This window comes from Streptomyces sp. NPDC022552 (assembly GCF_055561875.1).
Genome location: NZ_JBVHGJ010000001.1, coordinates 512,233 through 524,565 on the forward strand (window position 1 = coordinate 512,233; position 12,333 = coordinate 524,565).

At 72.3% G+C, this 12,333-nt stretch carries 9 protein-coding genes; 5 read left to right on the plus strand and 4 right to left on the minus strand.

Annotated elements, in window-relative coordinates; genetic code table 11:
- Window positions 1-36 precede the first annotated feature (36 nt).
- From ACZ3OF_RS02400 to ACZ3OF_RS02410, 3 genes are read left to right on the plus strand one after another with little or no spacing between them, the layout of a single operon-like run.
- Entirely contained in the window at window positions 37-1,242 is a 1,206-nt protein-coding gene (locus ACZ3OF_RS02400; protein ID WP_467302815.1) for a glycosyltransferase family 4 protein, read from the plus strand.
- The gene (locus ACZ3OF_RS02405; protein ID WP_361666697.1) at window positions 1,239-2,975 is read left to right on the plus strand and encodes a polysaccharide biosynthesis tyrosine autokinase; all 1,737 of its coding nucleotides are present in this window, start codon (window positions 1,239-1,241) and stop codon (window positions 2,973-2,975) included. The genes ACZ3OF_RS02400 and ACZ3OF_RS02405 overlap by 4 nt, the downstream gene beginning before the upstream one ends.
- Window positions 2,972-4,213, plus strand: a complete 1,242-nt coding sequence (locus ACZ3OF_RS02410; RefSeq protein ID WP_467302206.1) for an MATE family efflux transporter — start codon at window positions 2,972-2,974, stop codon at window positions 4,211-4,213. The genes ACZ3OF_RS02405 and ACZ3OF_RS02410 overlap by 4 nt, the downstream gene beginning before the upstream one ends.
- Here the strand turns inward: ACZ3OF_RS02410 and ACZ3OF_RS02415 are convergent.
- Window positions 4,186-5,691 carry a hypothetical protein gene (locus ACZ3OF_RS02415; RefSeq protein WP_467302208.1) on the minus strand — a complete coding sequence of 502 codons (1,506 nt, stop codon included), beginning with the start codon at window positions 5,689-5,691 and terminating at the stop codon, window positions 4,186-4,188. The two genes, ACZ3OF_RS02410 and ACZ3OF_RS02415, sit on opposite strands and share 28 nt — an antisense overlap.
- Before the next feature lie 160 nt (window positions 5,692-5,851).
- Here ACZ3OF_RS02415 and ACZ3OF_RS02420 point away from each other — a divergent pair, with 160 nt between their 5' ends.
- Both ACZ3OF_RS02420 and ACZ3OF_RS02425 read left to right on the plus strand, forming a co-directional pair.
- Window positions 5,852-6,388, plus strand: a complete 537-nt coding sequence (locus ACZ3OF_RS02420) for a WcaF family extracellular polysaccharide biosynthesis acetyltransferase (protein WP_361595099.1) — start codon at window positions 5,852-5,854, stop codon at window positions 6,386-6,388.
- A complete protein-coding gene (locus ACZ3OF_RS02425) occupies window positions 6,385-7,512 on the plus strand; it encodes a glycosyltransferase (protein ID WP_467302211.1) in 1,128 nt (375 codons plus the stop codon). Before ACZ3OF_RS02420 ends, ACZ3OF_RS02425 begins: the two co-directional genes overlap by 4 nt.
- A 70-nt stretch (window positions 7,513-7,582) precedes the next feature.
- Here the strand turns inward: ACZ3OF_RS02425 and ACZ3OF_RS02430 are convergent, their stop codons facing one another.
- The 3 genes from ACZ3OF_RS02430 to gmd all read right to left on the minus strand — a co-directional run bounded on the left by ACZ3OF_RS02430 (window position 7,583) and on the right by gmd (window position 12,279).
- Window positions 7,583-8,266 (minus strand): hypothetical protein, encoded by a 684-nt coding sequence (locus ACZ3OF_RS02430; protein WP_467302213.1) that lies wholly within the window; start codon window positions 8,264-8,266, stop codon window positions 7,583-7,585.
- 78 nt (window positions 8,267-8,344) lie between these two features.
- Window positions 8,345-11,068 (minus strand): LamG-like jellyroll fold domain-containing protein, encoded by a 2,724-nt coding sequence (locus tag ACZ3OF_RS02435; protein ID WP_467302215.1) that lies wholly within the window; start codon window positions 11,066-11,068, stop codon window positions 8,345-8,347.
- Window positions 11,069-11,265: 197 nt separating this feature from the next.
- Window positions 11,266-12,279, minus strand: a complete 1,014-nt coding sequence (gene gmd, locus ACZ3OF_RS02440; protein WP_361666688.1) for a GDP-mannose 4,6-dehydratase — start codon at window positions 12,277-12,279, stop codon at window positions 11,266-11,268.
- Window positions 12,280-12,333: the final 54 nt, after the last annotated feature.

Sequence of the window (12,333 nt, forward strand, 5' to 3'; positions counted from 1 at the left end):
GGCTCGGATACACCGGACGGGCGCAGGCGCCTGCTGATGGTGTCCACCAACTATGCACCGGAGCATGCCGGCATAGGACCCTACGCGACGCAGATCGCCGAACACTGGGCGGCCATCGGCCACGAGACCCATGTACTCGCCGGAATGCCGCACTACCCCTCCTGGTCCCTAGACCCGGCCTACGCCAAGACCTGGCGCCGCACCGAAGAGCGGGCCGGAGTCGTCGTCCACCGCCGACGCCACACCGTCCCGCCTCGCCAAACCGCGCTGAGACGTGCCGCGTTCGAAGCCAGCGTCCTCGCCCACGGCCTCGTGGCCCCGCCCACGATGGCCCGTCCCCATGCCGTCCTCGCCCAGATGCCCAGCCTCGCCGGCGGCATCATCGGCGCCCGGCTCGCTGCCCGTTGGCGCGTTCCGTACGTCCCCGTCGTCCAGGATCTGATGGGCGCGGCGGCCGCGCAGAGCGGGATCGCCGGCGGGGACCGCGCCGCCGCACTCGCCGCCCGGGCCGAGACGTACGCCGTGCGTCGCGCCGTGCTCGTCGGCGTCATCCACGAGACGTTCGTCGACAAGGTCGCCGCCATGGGCGTCGACCGCGGCCGCATCCGGCTCGTCCCCAACTGGTCCCATGTGACCGGCCCTTCGGCTTCCCGCGACGAGACCCGGCAGCGGCTCGGCTGGGGCGAGGGAGAGACCGTCGTCCTCCACTCCGGCAACATGGGCCTCAAGCAGGGACTCGAGGTGCTCGTCGAAGCGGCCCGCCGCGACCCGAAGATCAGGGTCGTGCTCCTGGGCGACGGCAACCAGCGGGCCCATCTGGCGGAGTCGGGCGTGGGCATCCCCAACCTGGAGTTCATGGCGCCCGTCGGCGACGACGAGTTCCCCGACACCCTCGCCGCGGCCGACGTCCTCGCCGTCACCCAGCGGGCCTCGGTCCTCGACATGAGCGTGCCGTCCAAGCTGACCTCGTACTTCGCCGCCGGACGCCCCGTCGTCGCCTCCGTGGCCGCCGGGGGCGGCACCGCCCACGAGGTCCTGCGCTCCGGCGCCGGCGTTCTCGTACCTCCGGAGGATCCCGACGCGCTGCTCGCCGAGATCCGTAGACTCGGCGACGATCCGGCGGCCGCCGACGCGCTCGGCGCCCAGGGGCCCCGCCACGTCGAGGCCCATCTGACGCGGGCGGCCGGGCTCGCCCGGATCGACGCACTGATCGAAGAGGCTCTGGGGGGTCCGAGCACGTGACACACTCGCACGTCACCGCGGTGGAGGACGACGAACCGGAGCTGCTGCGCGACCAGTTCCGCCAGCTCCTGCGCTACCGCGCGATCATCGCCGCCGGCATCGGGATCGGTCTGCTCGGCGGCGTCTGGTTCGGGATGTCCAACGCGGACACCTATGTGGCCACCAGCCAGGTCGTCCTCCGGGCTCCCGTCAACGACCCCTTCAACCCCAGCATCTCGCAGGAGAAGACCCTCAACATGGGGTCCGAGCGGCAGACCGCGCTCAGCAGCAGCGTCGCCGAACAGGCCGCGAAGAAGCTCCGCTGGACCGGCACCATCGGCAAGCTCCAGAAGGACCTCCAGGTCACCAACCCGCCCCAGAGCCAGGTGCTCCAGTTCACCTACACGGCCGACACGCCCCAGGCCGCGGCCGACCGGGCCAACGCGGTCACCCAGGCCTACCTCGACCTGCGCAAGAAGCAGTGGACCGACCTGAGGACCACGATGCTCGACGGGCAGCAGAAACAGCTCGACGAGGTGGCCAAGAAGCACGACCAGAAGACCAAGGAACTCGACCGGATGCCCGACGGGGCGGCCCGGGACGCCGAGTACGGCGTCAAGACCAACCTGCTCAACCGCATCAACGAACTCGACGGCCGGATCTCCCAGCTCAAGTCGCTCGACATGTCGCCGGGCACCGTCATCCGCGTCGCCACCGCCCCCGGCTACTCCGACGGTCCCGGCCTCCCCATGAGCCTCGGCCTCGGCGCCCTCGTCGGCGTGGCGCTCGGCCTGCTCGCCGCCTGGGTCCGGCTCGTCTTCGACCCCGCGCCGCGCTCCGCCGGCGACGTCGCGCGCGCCGTGCGCGCCCCGGTCCTCGGCACCCTGCCCCGTGGGGCCACCGACGTCCTTCTCGCCGAGGACCACACCGACGCCCGGGCCGCCGAGGAGTACCGCTCCGTGGCCTTCAGGCTCGCCTACGACCAGCGTTTCGCCGACCGCCGACGCCTCCTCGTCGTCGCCCCGCGCGGCTCCAACGAGGCCGCCGTCGCCGTCGCCTCCCACCTCGCGGCCTCCTTCGCAGAGACCGGCAAGGACGTCCTGCTCATCGAGGCCGATCTGCGCGCTCCCACCCTCGCCGGACGGCTGCGCGCCCACGCGGCGGCCGCTCCGCGCTGGAGCAACCCGGTGGAGAGCGAGGAGAACGGCTGGCCCGCGAGGCGTCAGCTCTCCGTCGACGCGGGGGAGTCGGGCTCCTTCGGTCTGGTGCCGGGTGAGCGGGTACGGAACGTGGCGCGCGCCCTGACCGGCCCCCGGGTCTCCCGGCTGATCGCCGAGGCCGACTCGCCCAACTCCACCGTCGTCGTCCTCGCCCCGCCCGTCCTCAACTACGCGGACGCGCTCGCGCTCGTCGACCGCGTCGACGGTGTCCTCATCGTCTGCGACCCGCGCGGCGTCCACCGTACGGACCTCCAGCGCATCCGCGAGCTGATAGCGGGCGCCGGCGGTACCGTCCTCGGCGCCGTCGTGTACACCCCGGGCCGCCAGCGCCGCCGCGCCGCCAAGCAGCAGCCCGCCCGCCGAGGTCCGGGCGGCGGTCGGGCCGGCCGACCCGTACCGGAGCCTGCCGGGACGGAGGAGTTCGCCGCCGAACCCGAGCAGATCCTCGTGGGCGACGGCTCCGACACCGTCGCCCTGCGCGCGCTCCGCGCGGAGGACCTGCGGACCGGCGACATCCACGCGGGCGACCGTTGAGACGTGCCGTCACCGTCGCCGCCTCGGTCCTCGACCAGGCGGCGGCCAGTCTCACCAACATCGCCGTCCTGGTGATCGCGGCCCGTGCCTCCAGCGCGGACGGCTTCGCCGCCTTCTCCATGGTGTACATCGTCTTCACCGTGCTCCTCGGCCTGGGCGCGGCCCACGTCGGGCAGAGCGTCGTCCTGGAGAAGGGCGAGGATCACGAGATCGGCGCGGCGGTCCGGTCCGCCGTCACCTTCACCGCGGTCGCCTCCACGGCGGCAGGGGCCCTGCTCCTCGCGGCCGGCGCCGTCATCGGCGGCGCCACCGGACTCGCCGTGCTCGCCCTCGGCGCGGTCCTCCCCGTCGTACTCGTCCAGGACGGTCTGCGCTACGGCTTCTCCGCGCTGCGCCGGCCACACCTGGCCCTCGCCGCCGACCTGCTCCGGCTCGCCTGCGCCGTCCCGGCCCTGCTGATCCAGCCGCACGGCAGCTCACCGGCCCGCCTCGTCCTCGTCTGGGGCCTGTCGGCGCTGCCCGCCGCCCTCCTCGGGCTCGCCCTGCTCCACCCGTACGTACGGAACCGGCCCTGGTCACTCCGCCGCCAGCTGCGCAAGGACCACCTCGGCCGGCGCTTCGTCGTCGAGTTCGCCGTCGGCAGCGGTTCCAGCCAGCTCGCCGTCCTCGGCCTCGGACTCGTCGCCGGCCCCCTGGTCGTCGGCGCGCTGCGCGGCGCGACCACCCTCTTCGGCCCGCTCAACACGCTGTTCACCTCCGTCAACGCCTTCGGCCCGCCCCTCCTCGGCAGGGCCGGCGGCCGCCGCGCGACGGTACGGGCCGCCGCCGCGCTCGCCGCCGTCCTCGCTCTCGTCGCCCTCGGCTGGGCCGCCGTCCTGTACGCACTGCCCGACCGCGTCGGACGCCAACTCCTCGGCGCCACCTGGCAGTCCACCACCGCGCTGCTGCCCGCCACGGGCAGCCAGTACGCCGTGATGGCGGCGGGCACCTGCGCCCTCGTCACTCTCCGCGTCCTCAGCCCGCGCGCCACCCTCTCCGTGCAGGTGGTCTTCTCGCTGCTCTCCGTGGCCCTGATGCTCGCCGGATACGGAGCCGGCGGCGCCGCAGGGGCGGCCTGGGGCCTGGCGGCCGGCTCCGCCCTCAAGGCCCTCGCCGCGTGGACGCGGGTGGCGCGCACCCACCCCGAGCCGGCCGCGCCGCGCCCGGAGGATCAGCGCAGCGCCGCGCCCTTGTCCTGACGCCAGGTCATCACCAGGGCGACACAGATCAGCGCGATCGCCACCCGCCCGGAGGCCTGGAGCAGCGGGCCCCGCAGCAGGATGAAGGAGTAGCCCGCCACCAGCGGCACCACCAGCGAGATCAGACTGCCCGGGGGAGCCCGGCGCGTGCCGCGGCGGGCGAACCGCCCGTCGACCCGGGCGGCCGCGTAGCCGAGCCCCATCATCCCGGCGCCCATCCCCACGGCCCCGAAGTCGATCCACAGCTCGGCCCAGACGGGGGAGGAGAGATTGGTGTTCACCGTCCCCATCCACTGGCCGACCATCACCCCCGTGTCCCGCGGCTTGCCCGGCCACACCGAGCGCGGCACGGCGAAGAACACGGACCCCGCCAGCTGACGTCCGTACCGGTGCCGGCTGCCCGAGTCGACCAGGGTGATGGTGTTGGCGAACATGCCGACCTGGTCGTAGTCCTTCAGCGCCAGCGGCTCCAGGACGGACGTCGTCTCGACCGGGCGGTAGTTCTTCTCGTCGTACCGGAAGCGGTCCGAGAACGGGAAGACGATCAGCGCCATCACCACACCCAGGCTCAGCGCCGACCGGTACATCGCGGCGCTCACCGGGAAGACGGTGAACAGCAGCGAGAACATCACCGTCAGGAACCAGTACCGCGGGTTCGATATCGGGTTGTTCACCACGCAGTTGAGCAGCACCAGGGCGATGAACACGGCGAGGACCATGGGGCGGCGCCTGGCCCGTCGCGAGGTGACCAGCCAGCGGCTGTACACGAGCAGCGCGAAGAGCGCGGGGACCGTGCCGAAGCCGCGCAGGAACGCCTGCCCGGCCTGCGAGTCGGCCTGCGAGACGCCCGCCTCCTCGATCCCCGCGATGATCTCCTGGCGACTGGAGAAGAAGACCGCGGGCCCGCCGAGCTTGACGACGAACAGACCGCTGCACACGAAGGCCAGCAGCACCAGGAGGTAGAGCCGTCGTCGGTGCACCAGCACCGGGCGGCCCTCCGCCTTCCGCGACGTGCCCGGCCGGCCGCGGGCCAGCAGCGACCCCACGTCGAACGCGGCGCAGCCGACCAGGACCAGCGCCACCGCCGTCGTCAGATCGGAGCGCGGTCCCACCACGGGCGTCGGCACGCGGCCCAGGACGGCCTGGGCGAGCGGCGCCACCCCCATCGCCATGTAGACGAAGAGCCAGAACGACCCCTGGAGCAGCTTGCGCCGGCTGGTGAGGATCATCGCCGACAGCCGGGCCCCGGCGTACATGGTCAGCGCGATCTGGAGGTAGTACGCGGCGTCGTGCACGCCCGCGCCGGGCTGGATCGCCACGAGCAGCGGCAGGAACACCGTGAAGCCGAGCACCAGCGGGATCGACAGAGCCCGCGAGAGCAGCGTCCGCGGGGACACCGCGGGGGCGAGCAGCAGCGGCGCGGGCCCGGCCGGCTCCGGGCGCGCCTGGGCCTGCGCACCGCGTACATCGGTCGTCATTCCGCCCCCTGGACTCCCCGGAGCCGCGGCCGCCGAGGACGTCGAAGTCCCCACCCCGGAACATCACTTCGCGGCAGTGTACCGACGCCCCCCTGTCACCTCGTGTCAACCGTTAGTCTGAACGCCGGGCGCCTGGGGAGGCGCCGGTGGGGGTGAACTCATGCGGAATCTACCGGCCTTCACGCTGGCCGGATACGACAAGGGCCGCGGCAAGCTCGTGCAGGCCCTCTGGTTCGCGGTGATGAACACGGTCTTCATGGCCTGGTTCTGCCCGGCCGGACTGAGGGTCGCGCTGCTGCGGGCCTTCGGCGCGACCATAGGCGACGGTGTGCTCATACGGCACCGGGTGCGGATCCTGTGGCCGTGGAAGCTGACCGTCGGCGACCACACCTGGATCGGCGAGGGCGCCTGGCTGCTCAACCTGGAGCCCATCACGCTCGGTGCCCATGTCTGTGTCTCCCAGGAGGCGTTGCTCTGCACCGGCAGCCACGACCATCGCGCCGCGGACTTCCGCTACCGCAACGCCCCGATCGCCGTGGAGGACGGCGCCTGGGTCGCGGCCCGCGCGACCGTCCTCGCCGGTGTCACCGTCGGCCGTCACGCGGTCGTCGCGGCCGGTACGACGCTCCACAAGGACCTGCCCGAGCTGACGCTGCACACGGCCGAAGGCCGCCGACCGGTTCCGGTGCCCGCGTGAGCGGCCTCAGGATCCTCCACGCGGTCACCCTGCACAGCCCCACCCACGCCTTCGGCGGACCGGTCAGGGTCGCCGTGAACCTCTGCCGCGGGCTCGCCGCACGCGGCCACCAGGTGCGGCTGACGGCTCTCGGCGACGGCTTCCCGGGCCCCCTCCCGACCGACGTGGAGGGCGTGCCGGCGCGGCTCTACCAGGCCCGTTCGATCCTCCCGCTGGGCTTCAGCGGCATCACCTCGCCCGCGCTGCTCGCCGGGGCGAGCGCGCTGGTCAAGGACGCCGACGTGGTCCACGTCCACCTGGCCCGCGATCTCGTCACCCTGCCCGTCGCGCTCGCCGCGCTCCGGGCCGGCCGCCCGCTGGTGCTCCAGACGCACGGCATGGTCGACCCCAGCGACAGACCGCTGGCCAAGCTCCTCGACGCGGTCGCCGTACGCCGTGTGCTCCGCGGTGCCTCCGCCGTGCTGTACCTGACGGACCGCGAGCGCCGGGACCTGGACGCGGTCGTCGGCGGGCCGCTCGCCGGGTCCGTACGCCTGGTCAACGGCGTCCCGGCCCAGGAGCCGCGCCCGGCGCCCAGCGGCCCGCCCCGCATCCTGTACGCGGCCAGGCTGCAGGCCCGTAAACGGCCCACGGACTTCGTCGCGGCCGTCCCGGAGATCCTGCGCCACCATCCGGACGCCCACTTCGTCCTCGCCGGACCGGACGAGGGCGAGCGGGCCGCGGTGGACGCGCTCGTCGCCGACCTGGGCGTCGGTGACCGGGTGAGCCGCCCGGGACCGCTGACGTCCGGGCAGATGCTCGACGAACTGCGCCGGGCGCACGTGTACGTCCTGCCGTCGGTCGACGAGCCGTTCCCGATGTCCGTCCTGGAGTCCCTGTCGGTCGGCACCCCGACCGTCGTCACCACCTCCAACGGCCTCGCCCGGGACATCGAGGAGGCCGGCGCGGGACGGGTGGTCACGGACGCCGCGGGCCTGGCCCCGGCCGTGTGCGCGCTCCTGGACCCCGGAGCGAACGACGCCGCGTCGGCGGCGGCCCGGAAGCTCGCGGCGGAGGCGTTCTCGATGGACGCGGTCCTCGACACCCTGCTCGGGGTCTACGAAGGCGCGGCGGGCGGGGTCTGACCTGGCCGAGTACGAGTGAGCCCGGTGCGGTCGCGATGACCGCACCGGGCTCACTCGTATCGCGCGGGTGTCACGCCGGCAGCCAGGCGTAGCAGGCGCTGGAGACGAACTCCTTCGTCCCTGGCGGAACCTTCGCGCGAACAGGCCCCTCGGATCCGGTCGCGGGTCCGGACGCGAGGACCTTTCCGTCCGCGCCGACCGCCCGCCAGGTGCAGGCGGGGCTGGTGGTGAGGGCGCGGTAGGTGCCGGCCTTCGGGTTCGCCGCCGTGCCGTCCGGGAAGCCGGTCTCCGCCGTGGCGAACAGAGGCTTCTGCGCCGGGCAGAGATGGGTCACGACGGCCTCGGCGTCGCGGATGTCGCCGGCGATGATCGCGCCGACGGCCGCGTCCTTGTCCCGCTTGGCGGTGCGCTCCAGACGCTGGCAGGACTCCTGGCCGGTCTGGAGGACGGCGGCCGGGTCCGTGTTCTGCGGCACCCGCCCGCTCAGGAACTTCTTCTCCTTCTCCGTGAACGAGCCGGTGACCGGCTTGAGCGCGGAGTCGGGGACGACCGGGCCCGTGGTGGTCGCGGACGGGGTGGGGCCCGTGGGCTCCGACTCGGCCTGCCGGTCGGGCACGGCCACCGAGCGCGTGGGCGCGGCGGCCTTCGCCGCCCCGTCGGCGCCCTCGCTCCCCGAGGAACAGGCGGACAGGGCGAGCAGCGAGGCGAGCACGGCCGCCGCCGCTGCCGGGCGCCGCTGAAGCGATCGACGCATGAGCGAACTCCTGTGGTACGTCGGATGCGGGGCCCGGAGTGCCGGGCCCCGCATCCGTGATGGAGGTACGACGACCCGTTACGGAGCGCCGAAGGTCAGCACCAGCTGCGGAGTGCCCTCCGCCGCCGTCGCCTCGGACGACCAGAGCCACAGCGGGTCCGTCCCGGTGCTGGTCAGCGCCAGGCCGTACGAGCTGCCGAGAGCCGCCGAGACCGCCGTGGTGTCCAGCGCGGCCGAGTAGACCACCGAGCCGTCCACCGCGCCGCTGAGCGTCCCGATCGGGTTCGCGTCGAGCGTCGGCCGGTTGTTGTACGTCAGCGTGTCCTCGGCCCACGAGCCCGTGATCGGCACGACCGACTGGGAGTCGGCCGAGCCCGCGCCGGTCATCGTGGTGGTCTTCACCGCGAGCCGGGCGCTCTTCAGGACCGTGCCGGCCGGAGCGGCCGGCAGCGGGAACCGGAGGTAGGACGCGTACGGCGAGGTGCCGCGGACGGCCAGCGAGCTGGACGTGCCGTAGTTGGTGCTCGGCGCGCCGGCGTTGGCGTAGGTGTCCTCGGCCGCCGTGACGGTGGTGACCGAGTCGGCCGGGGCCTTCGCCAGGTTGTAGTGCTGGGCGACCTGCGTCCCGGTGAGCGCCGACGGATAGACGGCGACCTCGTCGACCTGACCGGCGAAGAAGTTGCTCGTCGGCCGCAGCGGCCAGCTGGAGAGGTTGTCCGCGCCGACGTGCCAGTAGCCGTCGTACTGCTGGTTGGTGGTGACGCTGTTGGAACCGACCAGCTGGCCGTCGATGTACAGCCGCATGCCCTCGGGACCCTGGGTGCCCACGGCGTGGTGCCACTGGCCGTTGTTGTACGAGCCGAGGGAGGTGAGCGTCCGGGTGGACCCGGTGTACACGCCGAACACCACGTTGCCGAAGTTCGTCATGTACAGGTGCTTGTCGTAACTGCCGCTGTTGCGGGTCGTGTTGTTGCCGAAGCCGATCAGCTTGCCGCCGCGGTTCGTGGTGGTCTTGAACCACGTCTCGACGGTGAAGGCACCGGTGACGCTCTGCCGCCGGTCGCTGTGGATCTGCTCGTCCGTGCCGTTGAGCGCGACGGCCGTGGACGAGCCGGAGACGGCGCCCGGAGTCTGGCGCATCGCGGGGGCGTTGACGTACAGACCGCTGTTGTTGCCGCCGTCGGAGGAGTCGGCCGCGTAGGGCGTGGTCGACTCGTCGAAGCGCCAGTACAGCCCGGCACCGTCGGCGATCACCTTGGAGGCGTACGGCTCCGGCGAGGTCGGCACGGTCACCGTGGACGTCGCGGACAGGGCGCTGGTGTTGCCGTCCGCGTCACCCGCGGTCACCCGGTAGCTGTAGGTCTGGCCCGGGGTCACGCCGGTGTCCTTGAAGGAGACCTGCGGGCGGGACCAGTGCAGCGAGTCGCCCTGGACGGTCGCGATCGGCGTCGCGGCGCCGTTGCGGTAGACCTTGTAGGTCAGCTTCGAGTCGTCCAGGTCGAGACTGGAACGCCAGCGGATCTGCACCGAGTTCGGGCCGACGGCCGCCGCGCTGGCGACCGGAACGGTCGGAGCGCCGGTGTCCGGACCGGACGCGAAGCGGGTCAGACCCTGTGCCGGGGCTCCGTTGGTGGTGGTGAACTCGCCGCCCACCCAGAGGTACTTGGCGGAACCGCTGCCCGAGACGGTGAAGGCGCGCGGACCGATGCCCTCGCCGATGCCGTCGTTGGTGTCCGGGAACCAGCCGAGCTTGCCGGTCGACGTGGTCGGCTGGGCGAGCAGGTGGTAGCGGCGCCCGTCGGGGAACTCGCCGACGCTGGAGCAGTCGTGGGCGTGCGAGGCGCTGTAGAGCACGCCCTCGTAGGAGCGGACGGCCTGGGTGGCGCCCAGGCACGTGTCGCGCCAGCGCTGCTCGAAGTTCGAGAGGTTCAGGGCGATGCGGCCGTCGAAGACGCCGCCGCCGGTGCCCTCGTTGCCGGTGTAGAAGCCCGTCGCGTCCGTCTCGATGTCCTTGACGACGGAGTTCGACGGGATCCAGCCGTTCGGGTACGCCTTGGTCACGGCGCCGGTCGTGGCGTTCACCACGGCGAGCGCGTGCGAGTTGGACCCGTTCACGCTGAAGAAGTCGCCGCCGAGCAGGACGTTCTGTCCGTCCGGGGTCACCTCGACGGCCCGGCCCGGCTCGTCCGCGTTCGCCGTGAAGGGCAGCAGCGCGCCGGCGGTGGTGATCGCGGCGAACCGCTCCCGCGTCTGCCCCTCGACGGTGCCGAAGTCGCCGGCCGCGTAGATGGTGGTGTCGGTGACGGCGAGCGCCCGCACCGTGGCGGGGAAGCTCGGGGTGAAGGACGCCCTCGGCGTGCAGGTGGCGATGTCGATCGCGGCGAGGCTGGAGACAGGGGTGCCGTTGACGGCGCCGAAGTATCCACCCGCGTACAGCGTCTTCTTGTCCGGCGAGACCACCAGGGTCCGCACGGTCGCGGTGCCGCTGCCGACGGTGAAGGAGAGGTTGCAGCTGGTGGGCGCGCCCGTGGCCGCGTCCATCGCCGCGAAGTTGACGGCACTCCTCGGAGTGCCGGTCCCGCCGTCGGGCGGACGCACCTCGGAGAAGGTGCCGCCGACGAAGACGGTGTCGTTCGCCTCGGCGAGCGCCCAGACGACACCGTTGGTCTGCCAGGTCGGCAGATCGTCCGCGGTGAAGGCCACCGGCGGCGTCAGTGCCGCGGCCGTCGGGGCCAGAGAGCCTCCGGCTCCGGCCGCGACGGTCAGGACGAGGGCAGTGGTGAGCCCCCAGGATCTACGCATGTTCCCCCCAGGCGTGATAGCCCAGTCAATGTGGCGTGAAGTGGTGCAACTGCCATCTGATGAATGCGAACTGTATGACGAAGTGGCAGTCGGACAAGCCAACTTGACCAATTCTGTATCTGCCGGCCCGGGAGCCGCCCGGGGGCACGCGGAACGCAGGCGCCTCTCGGTCCCCCGGCGCGACCGAAAGGCGCAGTTCAGCGGTCGATGCGTACCGTCACGCCGGCCAACTGGTCCTCGACGAGCCGGACATCGGCGTCGACCATGATCCGGGCCAGTTCGTCCACCTGCACCGAGGGCTTCCAGCCAAGGAGGTCCCGGGCCTTGCTCGCGTCACCGATCAGCGCGTCCACCTCGCTGGGCCGCTCGTACTTGGGGTCGTAGCGGACGTGCTCGGCCCAGTCGAGCCCCACGTGCGTGAACGCGGTCTCCACGAACTGCCGTACGGTCGCGGGGACTCCGGTCGCCACCACGTAGTCGGTCGGCTCGTCCTGCTGGAGCATCCGCCACATGGCGTCGACGTACTCGGGGGCGTAACCCCAGTCGCGTACGGCGTCGAGGTTCCCCAGATAGAGCCGGTCCTGAAGCCCGGCCTTGATCCGGGCGACGGCCCGGGTCACCTTGCGCGTCACGAAGGTCTCGCCCCGGCGCGGCGACTCATGGTTGAACAGGATGCCGTTCACGGCGAACATCCCGTACGCCTCACGGTAGTTGACCGTCGTCCAGTAGGCGAAGACCTTGGCGGCGCCGTACGGGCTGCGCGGGTGGAAGGGGGTCTCCTCGTTCTGGGGCGGCGGGGTCGCGCCGAACATCTCGGAGGAGGACGCCTGGTAGATCCGGGTGTCGACACCGCTGGCGCGGATCGCCTCCAGGAGCCGCAGGGCGCCGAGGCCCGTCACGTCACCGGTGTACAGCGGGGCGTCGAAGGAGACCCGCACATGGGACTGGGCGCCCAGGTTGTAGACCTCGTCGGGGCGTATGTCGCGGAGCAGGTTCACCAGGGCCACACCGTCCGCGAGATCCGCGTGGTGCAGCACGAAGGAACGGTTCGCCTGCTGGGGATCCTGGTAGATGTGGTCGATCCGCTCGGTGTTGAAGCTCGACGAGCGGCGGACGAGGCCGTGCACGGTGTAGCCCTTGGACAGCAGCAGCTCGGCCAGGTACGAGCCGTCCTGCCCGGTGACGCCGCTGATCAGTGCGGTCTTGCTCATGCGTCGTGCCCCTCCCTGACGGACCGGCCCCCAGCCGGTCCGTATCTTGCGGAT